16 protein-coding genes are annotated in these 20,926 nt (G+C 65.8%); 2 read left to right on the top strand and 14 right to left on the bottom strand.

Annotated features, from left to right (window positions below; translation table 11 throughout):
* Window positions 1-20: 20 nt before the first annotated feature.
* Genes BLU88_RS04280 through BLU88_RS04250 form a run of 7 tightly spaced genes read right to left on the bottom strand, consistent with a single transcriptional unit; the run spans window position 21 to window position 11,691 of the window.
* Window positions 21-1,187, bottom strand: a complete 1,167-nt coding sequence (locus BLU88_RS04280; RefSeq protein ID WP_092010340.1) for an MFS transporter — start codon at window positions 1,185-1,187, stop codon at window positions 21-23.
* Window positions 1,174-2,520 carry a Wadjet anti-phage system protein JetD domain-containing protein gene (locus tag BLU88_RS04275; protein ID WP_092010337.1) on the bottom strand — a complete coding sequence of 449 codons (1,347 nt, stop codon included), beginning with the start codon at window positions 2,518-2,520 and terminating at the stop codon, window positions 1,174-1,176. Before BLU88_RS04275 ends, BLU88_RS04280 begins: the two co-directional genes overlap by 14 nt.
* A complete protein-coding gene (locus BLU88_RS04270) occupies window positions 2,517-5,954 on the bottom strand; it encodes an ATP-binding protein (protein WP_092010334.1) in 3,438 nt (1,145 codons plus the stop codon). The genes BLU88_RS04275 and BLU88_RS04270 overlap by 4 nt, the downstream gene beginning before the upstream one ends.
* Window positions 5,951-6,760, bottom strand: coding sequence for a DUF4194 domain-containing protein (locus BLU88_RS04265; protein ID WP_092010330.1), 810 nt, complete (start codon window positions 6,758-6,760; stop codon window positions 5,951-5,953). Before BLU88_RS04265 ends, BLU88_RS04270 begins: the two co-directional genes overlap by 4 nt.
* Window positions 6,757-8,220, bottom strand: coding sequence for a DUF3375 domain-containing protein (locus BLU88_RS04260; protein WP_092010327.1), 1,464 nt, complete (start codon window positions 8,218-8,220; stop codon window positions 6,757-6,759). The genes BLU88_RS04265 and BLU88_RS04260 overlap by 4 nt, the downstream gene beginning before the upstream one ends.
* Before the next feature lie 45 nt (window positions 8,221-8,265).
* Window positions 8,266-11,214: a DEAD/DEAH box helicase family protein gene (locus BLU88_RS04255; RefSeq protein ID WP_092010323.1), complete on the bottom strand. Its 2,949-nt coding sequence runs from the start codon at window positions 11,212-11,214 to the stop codon at window positions 8,266-8,268.
* 45 nt (window positions 11,215-11,259) lie between these two features.
* Window positions 11,260-11,691 (bottom strand): MmcQ/YjbR family DNA-binding protein, encoded by a 432-nt coding sequence (locus BLU88_RS04250; RefSeq protein ID WP_092010319.1) that lies wholly within the window; start codon window positions 11,689-11,691, stop codon window positions 11,260-11,262.
* Window positions 11,692-11,744: 53 nt separating this feature from the next.
* On the opposite strand from BLU88_RS04250, the gene BLU88_RS04245 reads away from it, so the two are divergent.
* Complete coding sequence (locus BLU88_RS04245) at window positions 11,745-12,746, top strand: asparaginase (protein WP_092010316.1); 1,002 nt, start codon at window positions 11,745-11,747, stop codon at window positions 12,744-12,746.
* Window positions 12,747-12,867: 121 nt separating this feature from the next.
* Here BLU88_RS04245 and BLU88_RS04240 read toward each other — a convergent pair whose 3' ends face one another.
* Window positions 12,868-13,890 carry an NADP-dependent oxidoreductase gene (locus BLU88_RS04240; protein ID WP_092017157.1) on the bottom strand — a complete coding sequence of 341 codons (1,023 nt, stop codon included), beginning with the start codon at window positions 13,888-13,890 and terminating at the stop codon, window positions 12,868-12,870.
* 75 nt (window positions 13,891-13,965) lie between these two features.
* Complete coding sequence (locus tag BLU88_RS04235) at window positions 13,966-14,808, bottom strand: DUF402 domain-containing protein (RefSeq protein WP_092010313.1); 843 nt, start codon at window positions 14,806-14,808, stop codon at window positions 13,966-13,968.
* Window positions 14,809-14,876: 68 nt separating this feature from the next.
* Here BLU88_RS04235 and BLU88_RS04230 point away from each other — a divergent pair, with 68 nt between their 5' ends.
* Complete coding sequence (locus BLU88_RS04230) at window positions 14,877-15,872, top strand: amidohydrolase family protein (RefSeq protein ID WP_331712460.1); 996 nt, start codon at window positions 14,877-14,879, stop codon at window positions 15,870-15,872.
* Between the two features lie 3 nt (window positions 15,873-15,875).
* Here the strand turns inward: BLU88_RS04230 and BLU88_RS04225 are convergent, their stop codons facing one another.
* From BLU88_RS04225 to BLU88_RS04205, 5 genes are all read right to left on the bottom strand, one after another.
* The gene (locus BLU88_RS04225) at window positions 15,876-16,415 is read right to left on the bottom strand and encodes a DUF421 domain-containing protein (protein ID WP_092010310.1); all 540 of its coding nucleotides are present in this window, start codon (window positions 16,413-16,415) and stop codon (window positions 15,876-15,878) included.
* A gap of 100 nt (window positions 16,416-16,515) precedes the next feature.
* Complete coding sequence (locus BLU88_RS04220) at window positions 16,516-17,265, bottom strand: SDR family oxidoreductase (RefSeq protein WP_092010307.1); 750 nt, start codon at window positions 17,263-17,265, stop codon at window positions 16,516-16,518.
* 68 nt (window positions 17,266-17,333) lie between these two features.
* Window positions 17,334-18,269 carry a DUF4097 family beta strand repeat-containing protein gene (locus BLU88_RS04215; RefSeq protein ID WP_092010303.1) on the bottom strand — a complete coding sequence of 312 codons (936 nt, stop codon included), beginning with the start codon at window positions 18,267-18,269 and terminating at the stop codon, window positions 17,334-17,336.
* 1 nt (window position 18,270) lies between these two features.
* On the bottom strand, window positions 18,271-18,915 hold the full coding sequence (locus BLU88_RS04210) for a response regulator transcription factor (RefSeq protein WP_092010300.1): 645 nt from the start codon (window positions 18,913-18,915) through the stop codon (window positions 18,271-18,273).
* Window positions 18,903-20,819: a sensor histidine kinase gene (locus tag BLU88_RS04205; protein WP_092010297.1), complete on the bottom strand. Its 1,917-nt coding sequence runs from the start codon at window positions 20,817-20,819 to the stop codon at window positions 18,903-18,905. The genes BLU88_RS04210 and BLU88_RS04205 overlap by 13 nt, the downstream gene beginning before the upstream one ends.
* Window positions 20,820-20,926: the final 107 nt, after the last annotated feature.

Raw genomic sequence — 20,926 nt, 5'->3', positions numbered from 1 at the left:
TTGAACCAGAGCAGCTCCCCTCACGTCCGCGCAGACAGCAGGGTCGCCAGCGTGAGCAGTCCGGCCATGGTCACCGCCATCATCGGGTACCCGCCGAGTACCCCGGCCAGCGCCGGACCGGCGACCGGTGCGAGCGCCGTGCCCGCGGTGATCGGGGCGACGAAGACGCCGTTGACGGCTCCGAAGTTCTTCGTTCCCCACCGATCGGAGACCGCCGTGGCCTGCAGCAATGTCATGCAGCCGCGGACTCCGCCGGCGAGCATGGCAATGCCGATGAGCAGCCAGATCGGGCTGGGAACCAGGGCGAGCAGCCACAGTCCGACCGCGCCCGAGGCGAAGAGGATGACTGTCCGCGACCGCGTCGACGAGTGCCGTTCCAGACTCGGGTAGCCGAATCGTCCCGCCACCTGACCGAAGCCGACGAGGCCAAGGGCGATGGCCGCCAGACTGTAATCGGCACCGCGTTCGATGATGAGCGGGATGATGTTGATCGTCACCGCGAAGAGGGTGAACGTCGCGATCGCGACGGCGATCTGCAGGGTGATGAAACGCGGGTGACGAGTGACTTGGCGCAGTTCGGCCCGGCTCGGCTTCACTGTGGACGCGGCCGCCTCGTCGGTCCAGGTGCGGTTGAGGAAGAACAGGTGCATCGGCAGCGCGAGGACGGCGAGCAATCCGGCGAGCACACCGTAGGTTCCCCGCCAGCCGAGGCTGTCGATGAGCCAGGCGATGATCGGGGCGAAGACCGTCGATGCGAGCCCGCCGACGAGCGTGATCGTCGTCAGGGGCTTCGTCCGTTCCGCCCCGTACCAGCGGGTGATGACGGCGAAAGCTGGTGGGTAGAGCGTCGCTGCCTGGGCGAATCCGGCGAGGATCCAGGCGGCGAAGAACACGGCGAGATTCGACGCGATCGCGACGAGCCCGAGGGCGACAACTCCGATGGCCGTACCCGCACCCATGATCAGCTGCGGGCCGTGCCGGTCGAGCATCCGCCCGACGCTGGGTCCCATGAGCGCTGAGACGATGAGCCCGACTGTCAGCGCCGCCGTCACCGTCGTGTGGCTCCAGCCCATATCGTCAGAGATCGGGGTGACCGCCACCGGCAGAGAGTAGTAGAGCAGGCCCCAGCACACCAGTTCGGCGACGCAGAGGGCGGTCAGTCCCCCGCGCGGCTTATCGGTCGTCATCGAGGCCCTCGCCGAGGTGGTGCTCCGTTCCCACGCCACGTCCCGTTCCTTCGCCGAGGTGGCCCGAGGACTCCACCTCGGCCGCGGTCCGCAGCCGGTTCAGAGCCGTATCCCACGGGATGCGTTCCTGTTCGAGCCGGACGTCTCCTTCAGCATGTAGTCGTTCGAGGGCACGTTCCTCCGTGCCGGTGAGATGCGCGAAAGTGCCGGTGCTCGGCTTCGGTTCCGGTACCCAGAGATCCTCGTGCGCGAGCAGTGTTGCTTCGTCCATGAGCACGGATTCGACCTCCGGCAGGTGGCTGCGCAGGCGGTTGAGGATCGCGAACCCATGGGAGTCGAGGTCGCCCCAATAGAGCACGCGCGCACCGGCGATCCAGCCCAATCGAGCGACCCCGTCGACGGCATATCCGGAGCCGTGTACGGCCACGGCACCCGGCCAATTCGGCATGGCGAGCACGGATTCGAGGTTTTCGAAGACGAAGACCAGCCTCGGCGATATGGGCAGTCGACCGAGTTGGGAGATCGGAGCGGTCACATCGTCGAGGGGCGCGGCGGCTGCTCTGACCGAGGTGCGATCGACGGTGACCTCATGGTCCACGGCGCCGATCAGGGTCCCGTCGAGGATACGCAGCCGCAGTCGCGGTTCGGCGTCGAGGACGGTCACCGCATGGGCGTGGCCGATCCCTCCGAGCAGGGCGGTGACGAGGCTGCGGTGGGTCTCGAACCATTTCGAGTCCACCCCGCGGATGGGCAGCTGTCTGGGTCGCAGCGATCCGAGCGGATGGGTGCACAGCCAGTCGACGACGTCGATCACAGTAGCGAACGCAGCGTCGGACAAGGAGAGGATCCGCTTCGACTGGGAACGTATCGCCGCGGCAAGGGAGTCCCCGTCCGAGCTGGCCTCCGCGTCCGAGTCGCGAGTCGCCGCGATGCCGTTCGATACGGACCCGAGTCGCTGCCGGATGCTGACGGCACGGTCTCGAAGCCTCCGCCATTCTCGAGCGGTGTCGCCGCCTACGAAAGCGGCCACTGCATCCGGGGTCAACAGTCGCAGTCGGACCGGAACGCGTTGCCTGCCGACGCGGACCCAACTGCGTTCTTCCCAATCGACCTCGAGCTCTGCAGGTGCGCCCGCATGCTCCCGGACCGCCCGCCAACTGCCGGCCCAGTTCGCGGCGGCAGCCTGATCGGAGAGCACCTGCTTCTCCGTCGGTGGTTTGAGGGCGATCTCAACACGCACCTCACCTGTCGCCTCCGCCGCCCACGAGGCCATGGACGAACTCAGGCGTGCACGTGCCTTCGTCCGAGCCTCGGCGACAGAGAGCATCGTCATCGGGCAGCCGACTCCTCGTCCGCGCCATCAGCCGACTCTGGCTCCGAGACCGACTCAGCTCCAGCCCCGTCCAGCTCCGACTCGTCCCACACCATCGTCGAGGTCAGGGTCTTCTGCCGGCTCGGATTCTCGATCGATGTGGCCGCTCCCACATAGGGTTCGATCGTCTGCAGCAGCTTCTGCGGAGTCGCCAGCACCATGTGGAATCCGAACTCGATGAAGATATCGAGAGCCATTCTGGTATAGCGGGTGTCAGCTTTGTCGAAGGCCTCGTCGAGGATGATCGTGCCGTACTTCGAGATCGCCTCATCCGGGTCGGCGAGCTGATATCGCAGCGCTGCCGCCAGGCAGAAGATCACGAGCTTCTGCTGCTGACCTCCGGACATCGCCGCACCCGAATCGTAGGTCGCGTGCGCACGCCCGTGGTCGTCGATCTCCTCGGCGAGGAAGCTCACGTGCAGGCGTGTGTCCAGACATTGAGACTTCCAGACCTTGTCGACATGCTCGCTGGACGCGAATCGGCGCATCACCTCGGCGAGGGTGTCGTACTTCCTCTCCGCGGTCTCCATATCGTCCTCGCCCCAGCTTCCGCTCGCCACGAGTCGGAGATCGGCGATGAAGGCGTTGACGGTCTCGGACCGACGGGTCTTGACCTTCAGCCGCAGGTACCGGTCCTCGTCGAACTGCGAGCGCAGCAAGGAGGAGTTGATCGGCGCGACCCGGTCCTCGATCTCCCGGGGAGCGGCATGGATCTCGTTGAGGAGTTCGCCGATGAGGTCTCGGGACCGCTGCTGCAGCAGCTCCCGGAACCGGTTCTCATGATCGGGCAAACCGTGCGCGAGGATCTCATCGAGCATCGACAGGTAGGCGCGACGATCATCGACTTCGGCTGTGAGCTGGGACGATACCGACGGCCATGCGGCCTTGAACTCGGCGGCCAGCCGGGTCACGGACTGCCCCGACCGACTTGCTTCGGCCTGCGCCCGGTCCTTCTCCTCCTGCAGCACCTGCGAGACCTGCTGGCCCACCTCGGCGAGGTTCTCCCGCTTGATGCTGCGTTGGATCTTCCGGAATCGTTCGTCCAAAAGCTCGCCGAGGTGGCTGTCGACTTCCGCAACGCGACCGGAGTTCACGTCGTCCTCGATCCGGGTGATGTTCGAGCGCAGTCCCGTCGATTCTTCGTTCGCCCGGCGCAGGGCATAGTCGGCTTCGGACTTCGCGGTCTCGGCCGCGTCTTTGACCGCCTTCGCCTCACGTTCGGCACCGATTGCCTGCTGCAGGTCGCCGTCGGCGTCTTCGAGTTCGACCAGCTGTCGTTCGAGAGTTGCGACCTTCTCGGCCGCTCCGTCTCGGTCGACGTCTCGCCACGACTGTTCGCGAATACCGGCGAGGATGCCACGGCGGCGGTGAGCCTGTGCGGATTCGGCGTCGGCAGCCGCGACGACCTGTTCAGCGGCGGCCAGTTCAGCCTGGGCCTCTTTGAGCGATTCGACGAGGGCTTCGAGTTTCGCTTCGCGGTCCCCGAGGACCCATTGGCTGCGATCGTCGATAGCCCTCCGGTCGTCCTTCTCGTACCGGGTGCGTGAGGTTTTGATCTGGCCCTTGACAGTGACGGCGCGGGGGTGGTCGTCGAGCTCGTCGGGACGGTCGACGCAGGCAAAGTCGAAACGTTCGGACAAGGTGGCCCGAACCCAGTCGCCGAAGCCGGTGTCCGAGACGTGCACCTTGGTGAACAGCGACTTCTCACTGCCGACGGGGCGCGGGCTCGGCACCGAGTGTGGGACTTCTTCGAAGACGAGGCGTCCGCGGATGCGGTGGAAGTCCACCCAGGTGCGCACAGCAGAGAGGTTCTCAGAACGGACGAGGACGGTCAGTGCCATGGGCCGCAGCACCCTCTCGATGGCACCTGTCCACCGGGCTTCGTCGGGGTCGACTTCGATGAGTTCGGCTGCGAACGGCAGCGCTTTCTCGCTCAAGCCGGTGCCGGCGGCAAGCTCGGATCGGATCGCCATGAGGTTGTTCGGCACGGTCGAACCGGACCGCCGCAGGGATTCGATCTCCCCTTCGAGTTCGCGGACCTTCGCCCGCGCCTGGGAGAACCTGTCATGATCGGCATGGCTGGGGCCGGCGACCTGTGTGTCGTCGTCGAGGCTGGACGCGATCTGAGCCTGGAGTTCGGCGAATTCGGCGGCTGTGGTCGGGGCGTGCTCGATGCCGGCCTGCTCGAGCTGACGGGCCAGTCCTGCCCAACGTTCGGCGATGGCACGGCGTTCGGTTTCGGCGGTATCGATACGCTGCTGAAGGTGTTCGGCTTCGGAACCACCGAGCTCCAAAGTAGCCCGTCTGGCCAAGTCGTATTCGTCGACGGCAGCGTCGAAATCACGTTTGGCGCGGTCAGCGGTGACTTCGAGTTCAACGGTCTGCCGCGTCAGCGCCGAGAGGTCGGCGCGGAGGATATCGAGCTCGCGCCGCTTCTGGTACGGCAGCAGAGCTTCGCTGAGCGCGATCGACTTCGCGGCGATGTCGTTGGCGGTCTCGAAACGGGAGGCGGCTTCGCGCAGCTGCAGCAGATGGTCGCGTTGTTTGCGCAGTTCGACGACATGGTCATGAGCGTCCTTGAGGTCACCGAACTGAGCGACGGCTGTCTCGGCCAGGTCGAAGGTCACCGGACTTTCGAGCATATGGTCCCGGAAGAGCCGGTCGAGACTGTCCAGACTCTTCGCCGACTGTGTCTTGTGCAGCAGCTGGAGTGCGGACTCGTCGGCCATGCCGAAGGTCTTGCGCATCCGTGCATAGAACTTCCCGTGATGGCCGTTCGAGGTGACCACCGCATCAGGATGGTCGGCTTTGAGTTTGCGGGTCTCGAGTCCGGACCGGGCGTAGTGCTGCAGGTCGGAGAGGTCGAGGTCCGCGCGCTCGAGGACACAGGCGTCGGAGAGGTCCGTCGCTTTCGTGCCCGATCCCTTGATGAAGAAGAGTCGCGCCAGCGACAGGGGCTTGTCGCTGCCGTTGTCGTAGCGGAGGACGATTCCGCTCCAGGTGGCGCGTGGACGCAGGTATTTGCTGACGACCCGGTCCTCTTCGGAATCCGCGGTGCGAGTCCAGGCTCCGCGGACGTAGCTGACGAGGCTGCGCTGGTCGAGGCGGGCGCCCGCGGTCTGAGCGGCGACGTTGAAGCGCAGCCACTTGTCCGGGGTGAGCACTGCGGCGATTCCGTCGAGGAGGGAGGACTTGCCCGAACCCGAGGGCCCGGTGATGAGGTGGCCCTTGTGGGAGACGGGGATGCGGTGGATGTCGGCGTCGAAAGTGCCCCAGTTCGCGATCTGGATCTCGCTCAGGCGCCACTGGCTGCCGACGTCGGGTCGGTTCGCCCCGCGAGCACGCGCCTGGTCCGCGACGAACGCCGCGTCGAGCGGGAAGAGTGCCTCTGTCACGCTTCGTCCTCCTCGGTGTCGGCGTCGATGTCGGTATCGGCATCGAATGCGTCGGTGTCGGCGTTGTCCACGACCGCCTCGGCGATGGAGTCCTCACCGTCATCCATCTCGTCAGCGTCGATCTCACCGGCATCGGTTTCACCGGCGGCGATGCGTTCGTAGACGGCGATGAGCTCGCGCACGCGGTCCTCGTCGATGAGGAACTTCACCATCGGGGAGATCTCGAAGCGGTCTTCACCGGCTTTGTGGAGTACGCGCAGCCGGTTGCTCATCCGCGACCACGCGCCGTTGAGGTTGCGTTGGAAGGTCGATTCGTCGCCGGTGCGGTAGATCGCAAGGCGTTCATAGACCTCTTCGCGGTCGACGATGACGCGCTTCTCCCCCGGCGCGGCCAACAGCAGCTGCCGGAGCACGAGCAGCATTGCCGTGTCGAGGAAGGTGAGTCGTTCGCTGCGTACCGCGGCTGGTGCGTCGATTTCGTCGGTGACGATCTTGCGGGTGAATGCGAATTCGTCGACCCGGTCGATGACGAGGTCGAGGAACAGATCGTGCAGGCGCGAACGGACGAGGCTCTCGTCCGCGACGAGGGCTGCCCACAGCTGCGGGGCCTGCGTCCCGGACACATACGGCCCTTTGAGCAGTTCGAGCAGCACTCGGCGGGTGCGCTCTCCCAGCGTCCCGGTGTCACCGGACCACAGACCGCTGGGGTTGTGGCTGAGGTCGTCCGCGGAATCGGTGGATTCCCTCGCCGAGGCGGCCCTCACCTCGGCGGGGGCTGTGTCGTTGTCGTGGTGGGTGGGGCTCATAGGGTGATGCCTTCGGTGAAGTAGTGGCGGCGGATCGCGGCGGTGCGGACGATGCCGTCGACGCCGGCCCAGGTGAGGATTTCGCGGTTGCCGACATCGACGTGGCCATAGGTGCTGGCCAGGGACAACAGGCCGACGATGCTGGCCAGACCCTGTGTGGCGGGGAAGGTTTCGAGCACCTCCGCGACGGAGGCCTCGTGGGCGGAGGTGACGACGGAGTTGATGTTCTCGGTGAGTTCGGCGAAGTCGATCTCGGATTCGCGGGCGACTGCGATGAGCTCGGCGAAGTCGATCTCGGAGTCCGTGGCCTCGCCGAGTTCCGCTCCGGCGTTGAACTCCTCGGGGTCGTGGAGGATGACCTCGCCGACGCTGCCGAGTGAGACGCTGGAGAGTTCGAGGTCGAGGCCGATCTCGTCGTAGGGTTTGAGCTCCTGCGACACAGGTGCGGCCGCGGCGAGACCCTCCTGGAGGAGAGTGCGCATGACGCGGTCGCGTTGGAATTCGTGGGAGTGGACGTAGCGGCGCAGGCCACGGGCGAACTCGGTGAGGATGTCCGAGACCTCGTGGGACCCGTCCTTCATCTGGCGCATCAGGGTGCGCAGGGAACGACGGGTGGTCAGAGAGAGGGTGGCGGAGAAGTCCCGGTCGAGGATGGCGGCGATGTCGTCGTCGAAGGCCGCTGACTGTTCGGGGTCGCGGACGAGCGCGGAGAACGCCGAGAACGTCCGACCTTCGTCGGAGGATTCGATGAGGTCGACGCCGCGGAACACTTCGTCGAGTACCTGGGACTGGGAGTCCTCGGCGGCGAGGATCGAGACCCGCAGCTCCTGGTTGAGTTCTTCGAAGCGGGCGCGCACGCGGGCGAAGTCGGCGGGCAGTCCCTGCGCCTGCTGGAGGATGTCGGAGACGCGTTCGTTCGCGCGGCGCCTGTCGAGGACGACCGAGCGCGGATCGCCGCGGCGCACACGGGCGATCTCGGCGTCGATGCGGTCGCGTTCGGCGCGCAAGGAGGCGAGGCGGCGAGAGCTGTCCGGGTCGGTGTCGATGGCCAGCTGTCGCACGGATTGTGCGAGGCTGACCAGCCGGGATTCGGTGGCGGTCTGTGGTGGGGTGCGCAGCTGCTCGAGCATGCGGATGGCATCGAAGCCGGCGGCGGAGAGTTCGTAGGTTTCGCCTCTGGCGGCGGTGGCGGGACGGCGGACGAGGATCTCGGCGCGTCGCCAGTCATCGCAGTAGGCCTTCGCTGTCCGCAGCGAGAGGTCGAAGTGGTCGCGGAGCTCTTCGAGGTCGGCGTCGATGCTTTCGTGCAGATCCTCGGTGTTCATCCTGGTGCCGGGCTTGCCGAGATGAGCGTCAAGAGTTCCGGCCATGACAGCGAGGTTGTCGGCCCGGAGCATGCGCAGGGTGGCATTCGATTCGAGCAGTCGCCGGTAGGCGAGCGCGGATGACAGGGCGGACATAGAAACTATTCTCTGCGCCTAGGCGGGTGCGCGCCAATTCGGCGGTCAACGCCAGCGCATGCGCAGCACCGAGGTCTTCCCCCACGGATCGCTTCCGCGCACGGCCACGAGAATGCCGGCCCCGTCGGGATTGCGGGTGTAGGTCGGGTCGCCTCCTCCGATCCAGGTGTCCCAGGCATCAGCGAAGGTCACCGCACGTTCCTTCTTCGTCCCCAGCACCGTGGGCACACCGACCCAGATCGGGTCGGCTTTCTGAGTGGCGCCGAATCCCCATCGCATCTGGGTCAACCATCCGTACCGCCCATCGGCACGACTCGGCAGTCGCCAGCTCGGCAGCAGGTACCTGGGATCGCCGATCGGTGACACGGCTTCGTCGAGGGCGAGCGCGAAGACCTCCGCCGAGGCGGGGTCCGCGTCGAGGTGGCACCGCAGGTCACCGCGTACGTCGATCGTCATCTGCACCGCGTCGGCACCCGCGCTGCTCAGACCGAGAGTCTGCAGTGCCTCGGCGAGGGCACCGGCGATCTGCGCAACGGTTGGGGCAGCCCCATAGACGCGCCGCCGGCGACCGCCGGCAACGGTGAGGACAGCAGGCAGGCTCACCAACAGCCCGGCCGCGATGAGGCCGAAGACCCACGCCGCGACTCCGTTGCTGAGCACTGCTGCTGCGGCAATGAGGAGACCCACCGCCGCCCAGACGATGACAAGCGGGGTGCGGAGAGTGAAGGGAAGGATCTTACCTGGATCACCGTCACGGTGCCGCGGCATCGGGATGATGCCCTCGAAGTCGGCTTCGGCACCGGCAATGTCAGGGACGGCATCCGTACGGGCGCCCGCTTCCCGGTCAGACGAGTCGTCGATCTCAACTCGGCCCGGATCGGACACTGCGCCGTCGACATCGGCTGCGACGATGCGCACCGATCGCAGCTCCTCGTCGCGGTAGTCCGTGCCGACCTGCCACCGTTCGGCTATCTCGGCACGAGATTGGGACCGTCGGGTCATCCGCGCATTGATGGCGTCGATGTCGTCCTCGGGCGGGTGGAACGGCGAGAACACTGGGTCGATATGGGCGACTCCGTCGACGATCTCTCCACTTGAGTCAGTGCCGAAGAAGCCGTCGTGTTTGCGCACGAGACGGTTCCAGTCCTGGCCTCCGCGCGGGTGATCTGGGCTGATGCACACGACGGTCCAGTTCAATGCGACTTTGTCTGCCCACGTCGGGTCTTCGCGCAGTGCCCGTCCACGGGTCTGCGTCACGGCGGTCGGGGTGGTCGCGCTGGTGAGGTCGATGAGTCCGGTCACGGCCGGTGCGTCCCACCCTTCGCCAAGAAGCGCTCGGGTGCCGATGAGCACCTGCGTCAACCCGGAGGCATAGAACGAGGTCACATACGGCACCCAGTCTCGGCTCGTCCAACGCCCGTCGATGCGACTGACTCCGGCGACGGGATCAGTAACACTCAGCCGGCCGGCGAGTCCAGCATTGTCGGCGGAGATGAATTCGATCAGCTTATGCAGGACGTCCGGTGGCCCCGCGACGGTGCGGCCGGAGACGAGCATCGGTTTCAGATGTGCTGTCTGCGCGTCGTGGGCCAAGGTCTCCAGGGTCAGAAGTGCGGATCCGGATCGTTCGTCGAGGACATCTCGGATATCGGCGGCCAGAGTTGCGGTGGCGGATTCGAAGTCGCAGAGGACGAGCATCCGCAGGTGATCCCCGAGGTTGGCGGCTTCGGCGGCCACGATGTCGACGCAGGCGCGCGGCTTCGCCGCCGAGTGGGAGAGGACCCGGTCGATCGGTGACCGGCCAGCAACGATTCCGTGGCGGGTCCAGCGGTAGCCGATCGCAGGCAGTCGTCGGCGGATCTCCTCGGCGAGGTCCTGGTCGGACGCATCATCTGAGACGAGCAGGCGGTGGCGCATCCAGTCTTCGATGAGTCGTGCCCAGTCGTCCGGATCGGGGTCGCGACGGTGCTGTTCGCCGAGCCTCGCTCCGGGCGGAAGGCGCAGCAGATCCGCGTGGTGGAGGCGCAGTGCCGCATCGCAGAGTTCGGGACGCTGCCGACTCATGGACTGCCAGCTCACGGATTCGGCACGATCGCCGAGGAATCGTCGGTCCACCCATTCGAGCAGTCCGATCGTGCCCTGTCCCGGGTCGAGGATGCCGGTGATGAATTCGGTGTGGCGTTCGGCCTGTGCCGACAGCCAGTCCCGTTCTTCTCGGGTCGGCTCGGTTACCCAGACGAGGTCGGCGAAGGGCACGAGGTCGCCTTCTTTGACGAGCGCGGGGATGGAGGCGGAGTAGCGGATGGCCGAGAAGAGGTCGGTAACGAGTTCCCGTTGTCGGCTCGACATCGTCGCCGGTGGGGTGGCCGTGAGTCCGAGTACCCACACACCGGGCAGCAGTGCGAGGAGGTCCGACAGCAGGCGCCCCCAGACCTCGAGCAGGTGATGGCATTCGTCGAGGATGAGCAGCGTCGGACCGGCTGCGACGAGGCTGTCGACGAGGGCCCGACCACCGGGGGCCAGGGAGTCGAGCAGATTGCCGGCTGGTCCTGGATTACCGTTATCGGTCGCACGGTCGTCGGGTTCTTCGACCTGATCAGTGCTGCGCGTGCCCTCTTCGTGATCGACGCCGTCCCGGTCGGTGTCGAAGACGGCCAGAGACTGGTAGGTGAGGGCAGTGAAAGCCTGGGTGAGATCGCGCGTGCTTCCGGCAGGAGGACGACCATCGCCGAGGCGGTTCCATTCCTTAGCCCATTGACCTTGGATCGCTGTGTTCGGACCGAAGGCCACGACTCGCTCGATGAGATTGCGATCGAGCAAGTGGATCGCATGCTCAACTCCGACGCGTGTCTTGCCGGCACCTGGCGGCAGAACGATCCAGGACCGGCGCTCATCGGCAGCGGCCCCCTCGCGCAGAGTCGTGAGCGCTTCACTCTGGTGACGGCGCAGGGGCAGCCGGTCCCCGGCTGCCGCTGTCGTGGGCTCAGCCGTCATGATTGCCTTCGGCCAAGTCAGCGGGTGCTCTCGTCGGATCAATCATCAGTCGTCACCGCGACCGCCGAAGGTGTCCGGGTCGACTGGTCGGTCTTTCTTGGGCATCTTGGCCACGACAAGACAGTAGGATTCGAGGACGAGATCATGGAGAAGGTCGGCATCGAGCCGGTTGCCAGCCGCATCCGACCCATTGCCGTCCCCGCCGCCGTCACCCTCCCCTGCGACAGTGATCCAGTGCTTCTTGTTCATGTGGTAGCCGGGTGAGATCTCCGCATAAACGTCTCGCAGCACCTCTCCGTCGAGGGGATCGATCTTGAGGTTGAGGCTGGGGATCCCGCGCAGTTCATAGGCCATCATGAACATCTTCCCGCGCACCTTGTACACGGCATTGTCCGGGCCGAACGGGTAGTCGAGTTCGACCGAGGGGTACTGCATGGCTTGATCGTGAGCCAGGCGAAGCACGGTATCGGGGTCCATGCGTGGAGACTAGCAAAGGCCGCTGACGCACGGACTGACGTTAGACTCGAAACATGCCTGAGACCTCACCGCGCACCGCCCCTCACCTGCTCTTGGCCGCTCTCGGCGGGACCATTGCGTCGACCGCCGATGCCGCAGGTGGGGTTGCTCCAGCGCTCAGCGGCGCGGAGATCGCTGCGGCCGCGGGTCTCGACCAGTTATGGCCGGATCTGCGGGCCGATTTCACTCAGGTCGCTCAGGTCTCGAGCGCCAATGTCACCCTCGATATGCTCTTCGACGTCGTCGAGCTCGCCCGTTCGTCCGAGGCCGATGGCATCGTCCTCACCCAGGGCACCGACACCCTTGAAGAATCTGCTTTCGGACTCTGGCTGCTCAACGACTCGGGCACTCATATCGCTGCCACCGGGGCCATGCGCAATCCGACCCTGCCCGGAGCCGACGGGCCGGCGAATGTCCGGGCCGCCGCGCTCACCGCCCTATCCAGCCAGGTCAGCGACCTGCCTGCCGCGCTTGTTTTCAATGACGAGGTCCACGATCCGAGGTTCGTGACGAAGTCGCACACCACCTCGACGGCGGCGTTCACCTCCGGTCCTGTCCTCGGCGCGATCGGCTGGTTGAGCGAGGACGATCTCCACCTCCCGCACGCGCCCCAACCACCGACATCACCATTCGCCGGTCTGTCCCATCCGTCTCAGCTGAGCAAGGTCGCCTTCGCCGAGGTGGGGATGGGGGAACCGACAGAGACGCTAGATCTCATCGCCGGATCCGGGTTCGACGGTGCGGTACTCTCGGGCGTCGGCGGAGGGCATGTCCCCGAGGAGCTGCTGCCGGCAGTGACTCGTCTGGCGGATGCCATGCCAGTGGTCCTCGCCTCCCGCACGGGATCGGGTGTGAGCCTGCGCCGCACCTACAGCTATCCCGGCGGAGAGATCGGCCTCCTCGAGGCGGGCCTCATTCCCGCCGGAATCCTCGACGCCCGTAAGGCCCGCATCCTGCTCACTCTTGCGCTGAGCTTCGGTCTCGACCCCGCCGAGGTGTTCGCTCATTTCGCGTGAGCTCACCGAGTGCCTGCCGGACTGAACCGCGTTACGAACCGCAACGCAAGAAAGAGGCGGCGCCGACCTGGACTGGTCGACGCCTCCTCCTCTATGCGGTCTCAGTAGTGAACCGACAGTCTCAGCTCTCCGCACCCACAGCGATGACCATCTTGCCGAAGTTCCCGCCGGTGAGCAGATCGTTGAAGTACTCGGGAGCCTTCTCGAGACCGGGACGGATGTCCTCGCGGTAGCGGACCTTGCCCTCCTTGAGCCATCCGCTCATGTCCGTCAGGAACTGCGGGGTCAGGCGTTCGGCGAATTCGGTCTGGATGAAGCCGCGGATCAGCAGCGACTTCGTCAGGACCTGCCCCATGAGCGCACCCGAACGGTCCGGTCCATCCGGCAGCTTCGTGAGATTGTAGTTGGCCACGAGTCCGCACACGGGAACCCGGGCGAAGGTGTTCAGCCGCGGCAGCACAGCGTCGAACACGGCTCCGCCGACGTTCTCGTAGTAGACATCGATTCCCTGCGGAACCGATTCCCGCAGTTCCTGCTTGAGATTGCCCGCGCGGTGGTCGAGCGCCACGTCGAAGCCGAGCTCACGCAGGTGGGCGACCTTGTCAGGGCCGCCGGCGATGCCGACGGCGGTCGCCCCCTTGATCTTCGCGATCTGTCCGACGACGGACCCGACGGGCCCGGTCGCTGCAGCCACGGCCACGGTCTCACCCTCCTTGGGCTGACCGATCTCGAGCAGTCCCGCATATGCGGTGAACCCGGGCATGCCGAGCACGCCGAGGTGCGTGGAGATCGGAGCGAGCTCCGGGTCGATCTTGCGCAGGTGCCCGGTCGACTCGACCGAGTACTCCTGCCAACCGCCGTAGCCGAGCACGATCTCACCGGCGGCGAAGCCCTCGGCATTGGATTCGACGACCTCGGAAACGGTGGCCCCGACCATGACATCGCCGACTTCGACGGGCTTGGCGTAGGACTTCGCGTCCGACATCCGCCCGCGCATGTACGGGTCGAGTGAGAGATAGAGAGTGCGCAGCAGCACCTGCCCCTCGCCCGGGGACGGCACAGGCACCTCGTCGAGCAGGTAATTCTCTGCAGTGGGAGCGCCCACGGGGCGCGAGTTCAGGCGAATCCGATGGTTGGACGTCATGGAGGCGGTTCCTTTCAGCAGCAGATCATTCTTCACAGGTGTGCTCCTTTGAGGCGACGGGCCCATCCGCGGCGATCACCGATGGTGTCGGTCATAACAACCATTCGGGATCGCCCGATGTTCCTGATCGAACGATTTTTCTGATACCGAGGCGGCACCCAATCGAGCGTTCCCCGCCAACTCGCGGGCCACCGTCTCCCATTCAGGGTCGAAGGCCCAACCGAAATCGCCGAGGTGGTCGAGCAGATGGCTGCCGTTGTCCCGAATGATCTCCGACCATTCCTTCGGCCACGCCCCGTAGTTCGCCGCCGCGGCGAGTTCGTCGACGTCTTTGAAGACGGCACCGGTCGGATCCAGCCGACCGTCTTCAGCGTGCAGGGGACTCGAGACGAGCGGGAAGGTGATGTCGAGGATGTGATCGCTGGTGAACAGCGCCTCAGCATTGCGTCGGTGCGTGGTCTCAAGATTGATGTACCACTCGACCCGCATACCGCCGGACCCTGGACGATCGACACCGTCCCCGCCGTCCTTGAGCAGCACCCACACGGAGAACGGAACCTCGGGAGGGACGATCTTGAGCACTCCGCGACCCCGCCACGTGCCCTCGACATTGATCCTGGTGGGCGCCTCGGCCGGTGGACGGAACCGTGCCTTCAACGGCACATCGTGGGCATTCGTGTCTTCCCATCCGACGATGCGGGTCTCCTGCGTCGGCGTGCCCCCGGCCAACCACAGGACGGACCCCTCTGGCCCATCGGCGATGACACGCATCGGGCGGGCCACCTCGGCGAGGTCGCGGTCGAAGTCGAAACGCCGGAACGTCCAGGTCACTCTCTGCCCCGGAGTCCAGAATGGCGCCTGCCCCACGGGTCTGACCTGGGAAGGAGTGGGGATCGTGAACGGATCGCGCAGGCTCATGCGGGCAGTCTATGCCGCGGGCATGGGTGAGCGCTGAAGACCGGACTGCGACGTCATAGAGTGGGGCCATGGACGACTCCGATGATGCAGCCACTCAGACCCCCTCACCTGCCCGTACGACTGCGAACCCGGCCCCGGAGACGACGATCGGTCGTATCGTCGAGGTCCCCGATACGATGACCGTTCCGCCGCGCTCCGATGCCGAGGTCCCCGGCTACGTCCGCGCCCTCGGCCTACCGGGACTCGCCGACATCCACGTCCACTTCCTGCCGCAGAACGTGCTCGACAAGGTGTGGGAGTACTTCGACAATGCCGCGGACAACTACGGCCGGGACTGGCCGATCAACTACCGATTCGACACGGACACCCGCCTGGATATCGTCCGCGAGCTCGGCCTGCGCGCCATCCCGGCCCTGACCTACCCGCACAAGCCCGGGATGGCTGCGTGGCTGAATGAATGGAACGCCGAGTTCGCCGCGGCTCACGACGACGTCATCCACTGCGGCACCCTCTATTCCGAACCCGAATCGGCCGACTACGTCCCTGCCGCGCTTGCCGCCGGTGCGAAGCTGTTCAAGGTCCACGTTCAGGTCGGTGTGTTCTCACCCGATGATGAGGTCCTCGACCCCGCGTGGATGGCTCTCGAAGCAGCGAGCGTGCCCATCGTCATCCACGCCGGATCCGCTCCGCTGCCGGGGACGTACACCGGCCCGCGGGCGGTGGCGAACGTCCTCGAGCGGTTCCCGCGGCTGACATTCGTCATCGCCCATATGGGCATGCCCGAGTACGACGAATTCGCCGATCTCGCAGAGAGATTCGACAATGTCTTCCTCGACACGACGATGTTCGCCTCCGGGTATTTCTCCTCCCCTGCCGAGGTGGCCCCCGCCTACCGCGAACGCCTGGCCGGGCTTGAGGACAAGGTCATCCTCGGCTCTGATTTCCCGAACATCCCCTACCCGTACGTCGACCAGATCTCCGGGCTCGCCGCCCTGGGCCTCGGTGACGGTTGGATGCGCTCGGTGTTGTGGGCCAACGGTGCGAAGGTCCTCGGGCTCGACTGAGTCTCAGCCGTCGCGGGGCACTCGGTCGGCGCCGATGACTCCGGTGAGCATCTCCTCGGAGATCGGGCCACCGCGTCGGATGACGCTGATCTGGCCAGTCGATTCGAGGATCACGCACGCCACCTCATCACGGTTGCGGATGCCGGCAGAACGAAGTTTGGCGATGAGTTCGTCATGGTCGACGTGGCTCTTCGACAGATTGTCCGTGAGGATCTCTGCGCCGGCCATGAGCACCACCGCAGGGGAGTTGACGACGCTGCGCACGAAACCGAAGCGTCGGCCGAATCCGCTGAGCGCCTGCAGGATCAGCAGGGTCGCCAGACCCAGGATGCCGGCGGCCAGAGTCGGGGTATCACCGAGGATGGACCGCCCGATGATCGCACCGATGGCGATGATCGCGGCAACATCGAAGCTCGACAGGCTCGCCAGAGTGCGTTGGCCGAAGATGCGCAAGAGCAGAATGATCCCGAAGTAGAAGGCCACGCATGAGACGACGATCCTGACTGCGTCGACCCAGTTGAGCCCGTATTCCATCCAATCCATGTAAACCTCCGGAACGGATGATACGCCTGCCCCGTGTTCGGGGCACTGCGCTGGGAACGGGGTCAGCGCTTCGCACCGGGTTCGGCGCCTCAGCTGGGACTCAGACCGAGCGCAGCCATTCGTCGACGGTCACGTCGGACATCCTCGGTGAGGGCGGGATGAGTCCATCGCGGGCCATCGGTCCGGGCAGGGGAATGCCCACGACCTTCGAACGCCTGGTCCCATCTTTCCGAGCACGTGCCGCGGCAAGTCGGCGGGCGATCTCAGCGAAGTCGCTGATCTCAGGACCGGCAACCTCGATGGCGCCGCGCTCGCGCGCGTCGATGGCCTCGGCCATCATCCGTGCCGCCTCGGTGACAGCCAGGGCCTGTACGCGCATCTTCGGCACGAAACGCAGCGGCCCTGCCTTGATCGTCATCGTGTCGACGAGTTCGAACCACTGCGCGGACCGGAACATCAGCAGCCGCTCATCCGGGATGAGTCGGCGGAAGATGCGCTCCTGCATCGCTTTGCCCTGGTAGTAGCCCATCATCGGCGACTCCGCGGCCTCAGGACGGAACGCGATTGACAGGACCGCAGCGGAGGTGCCTGGCTGCTCGGCAGCGACACCGGCGATCGAACGGGAGCTGCGTGAGAAGAAATCGATGGCTTTGCGCGCTTTCGTCGTCAGCCGATTGACGCAGTCGACGAGCACCTCGCTGCCCTCGGCTGCCTCGGCGACTCCCTGCCCGGTCACTGTGTCGACCCCGCTCCCGCGATGAGCGGCGATGACTGTGTGGCCGCGTTCCCGCAGCTGGGGCACCAACTGCGCGCCGAAGGTTCCCGTGGCTCCATAGACGGTGATCTGCATGATCGTCGACCCCTCAGACGCTGCACGGACGGGCCCATAGTCGAGCCCGCCCGTGCGCCGGTCGTTTCTCAGTTCTGGTTGACTGTGACGGTACCAGTATCCGCTGTGGCCGAGACCGGAACGAGGACCTTGTCCTTGGCTTCCTCCGGGTCCTTCGCCACATCGAACTTCTCCAGATCGGAGGCGAGGTCGACGGTGCCGTCATTGGACTTCGCGTTGATCCGGTAGAAGAAGTCCTCATCCAGCTCTTCTGAGGTGAGCTTGAGATTCGGCACCCGCATCTCGATCGAGCCTTCTTCGGTCTTCGCAATGATTCCGCCGACGGGCATCGCCTGATTGGTGAAGTCGAGGTCGACGGTTCCCGTCGAACTGACCACGTCGATACGGTCGCTGACGGTGAGATTCTCTCCTTCGATGGCACCGACCCCGGTCTTGGCCGACACACTTCCGAATTCTCCGTCCAAGTAGGTGGCACCCCAATCGCTCGTGGTTCGCACCTTCTGCGCCGAACCGGTCACGTTCGCGGTTCCACCGCCGGTGTCGGCATTGATCTCAGCGAAATCACCGGTGACATCGAACCGGCCGTAGTTGCCGTCGAAATCGAGGGCGAGGTCTTTCGCGGCACTCTTCGGGATGGTGACGGTCAGCTGGGTGTTCTCCAGTTTCTCGCTGTTCTGCAGGTCCACCTCGGCGGTTTCGCCTCGACTGTCGACCTCAAGGTTCGCGGAGCTGTCACGAGGACCGGTGCCGGTGAGCTTCACGGTCGCCTCGGCGACGTCGGCGGTCTTGATGTCGACGGAGCCGCCGGAGTCGAGGCCGATCTTGAGTTCCTTCATCGCTTTGGGCAGCTGTTCGGTCGATTCGATCCGCCCATAGTCAAGACGGGAGGCGCCCTGGGCGGTGCTGACGACGACGGGGATGAGGAGGACGACGGCGGCGAGGATGATCAGGACCGCACGCAGACCGACGCGGGCGGATTCGCTGATGCGTACTGTGGCAGGCATTCTATGCTCCGAGGAATGTGAGGACGGCGAGGACTCGACGGTTCTCCGAGGTGTCGGCGGTGAGACCGAACTTCGTGAACACCGAGGAGATGTGCTTTTCTACGGCACCGGCACTGAGGTACAGGGTGCGGGCGATCGCCGCATTGGACTTGCCTTCGGCCATGAGCTGGAGGACTTCGATTTCGCGAGGGCTCAGGGTCGACAATCCGTCCTTCTTGCGCGTGCGCACGAGGATCTGTGACACGACCTCCGGGTCGAGGACGGTGCCGCCGCCTGCGACCTCGTCGACGGCGGAGAGGAAGTCTTCGACGTCGGCAACGCGGTCCTTGAGCAGGTAGCCGAAGCCGCCGGTGTTCTCGGCGATGAGTTCGGACGCGTACTGCTCTTCCACGTACTGGCTGAACACGAGGACCTTGACGTCCGGGTTCTGCTTGCGGATGAGGACGGCGGCGCGGATGCCCTCATCGGTGAACGTCGGAGGCATGCGCACGTCGATGACGGCGAGATCCGGCGGGTCGTTGTGGACGACGGCGAGGAGTTCGTTGGCGTCGGGCACGGCGGCGATGATCTCGTGTCCGGCATCGGCGAGCAGTCTTTCGAGTCCGGCCCGCAGGACGGCAGAGTCTTCAGCGATTACGATGCGCATGGCACCTCCACAACTACAGTCGTTGGCCCACCTGCGGGGCTGGTCAGATTCAGTGTGCCACGAGCGGCTTCGACCCGGTCGATGAGACCGGCGATGCCGGTGTGACGGCCGGTGCGGTCGACGCGTGCGCCGCCGTGGCCGTTGTCGGTGACGACGATCTGCACACCGTTCTCGGTCGGGGCGATGAACACGCTGGCGCGAGTGGCGCCCGAGTGTTTGGTGATGTTCGTCAGACATTCGGCGACGACGAAGTAGGACACGGCTTCTGCTTCGCGCCCGATTCGCCCTTCGAGTCGGACATCGACGTCGATTGGGATCGTCGACCGGCCGGCCAGCGCGGAGACTGCGGCGTCGAGGCCGCGGTCGGTGAGCACGGCGGGGTGGATTCCGCGGGCAAGCTGACGGAGTTCGGTGACGATGCCTTTGGCTTCGGTATGGGCTTCGGCCACGAGTTCCTTCGCCCTTTCCGGGTCGGAGTCGATCTTCGTCTTCGCCATGCCCAAGGTCATGGTCAGCGCGACGAGCCGGGGCTGGGCGCCGTCGTGGAGGTCGCGTTCGATGCGCAGTCGCTCCGCAGCGGCCGCCTCGATGCCGGCCATGCGGGCCCGGTCGAGTTCGGTGACCTCGGCCTGCAGTGCCACGGTGCGTGCCGGTGCGAGCAGGGCCCGATCGAGGGCGCGGTCGAGCAGCGGGGCGAACCACAGGATGGCCAGGGAGCTGGCGAGGACGATGACGGCGCCGATGGCCACACCGATGCGGGCCGGGCCGTCGATGGTTTCGCCGATGAAGAAGGTGTTGACTCCGTGTGGATTGATGGCAGCGAAGATGCCGAAGATGGATCCGCAGATTGCGGTGATGGTGCCGGCGACGACGATCAGGCCGAGGAGCATCTTGATGTAGTGATGGGCGGTCGAGCGCCAGAAAGCACCCGATTTCACCTGCAGCCAGCGGTTGTGGAGGAAGCGGCCGATGCCCGGCGGGCGATTGCTGCTTTCGATCTTCGGGACGGGGATCTTATCGGCGTAGATGAGTTCGGCCCGGTAGCGTTCGGCGTTGTTCGCGCCCTGCTGGACGAGGACCCAGACGAGGAGGGCGAGAACACCGAGGCCGAGGGCGAAGATTCCGCCGATACCGGTGAACAGCAGTCCCAGCGGGATCCACGCCCAGATCAGTCCGAGGACGGCGGAGAGCACGAGGTTCGCGACGCCGATGATTCCGGTCGGACGCTTGGGCCAGGTGATGGGACCGTCGGCGGGGATCTCGGTGACCTCGTCCCGGGTCAGCGGCAGCGAACCGGTGACCGGTGCGTAGGCGACCGGTTCGGTGCGCTGCCTCGCTCGCCGAGGCGGCCGTGGGGGCGGCATCGGCGGCTGTCCCGGACGGGGTGGCCGTGGTTGGCGCGGCTGCTGGGGCTGCTGTCCGGCGGGGCCGTAGTAGACAGATGTCGAGGGGTAGGTGCGAGGACCGGAGTCGCTGGGAGCTGTCGCGTAGTTCGGGGATGCGAATTGGGCTGCGGGAGCCTGTGCGTACTGCAGGGTCGGCTGCTGGGGGTTCTGCGGCTGCCCGTACCCCTGCGGCTGCGTGTCCCTCCACGACTGCTGCGGATACTGACGAGTCGAACCGGTGGCGAACGGCACGTCGAAATCAAGCGGCTTGGTTCGGAACTCTCCTGCCTGAGTGGCCGCAGGTTCAGCGATCTCAGCGGTGGGCGGGGCGTTGACGATCCCCTCGGCGCCGATGGAATCTTCGCGCTCACTGACCTCGACGGTATTGGGTGTGTCGTCGGCACCGGCGCGGTAGGAGGCGTCGGGCTCGATGCCGGAGGCCGCCTCCGCGGAATTGGGGGTGTCAGTGTCCGCGCGGTCGGTGGCATCGGGTGCGACGTCGGGGGTCTGAGGATCCACCGAATCAGCGCCGTGCGGCTCCTGATCCTGCGGGCTCTCGGGGTCTTCTCACTCATAGCAATAACGCTACGGGAGCCGCGGACCCGCGAACAGCACGAAGACCTCCG

This window comes from Brevibacterium siliguriense (assembly GCF_900105315.1).
GTDB lineage: Bacteria > Actinomycetota > Actinomycetes > Actinomycetales > Brevibacteriaceae > Brevibacterium > Brevibacterium siliguriense.
The sequence above is the reverse complement of the archived record's forward strand: the minus strand, read 5'-3'. Positions and strand labels throughout refer to the sequence as shown.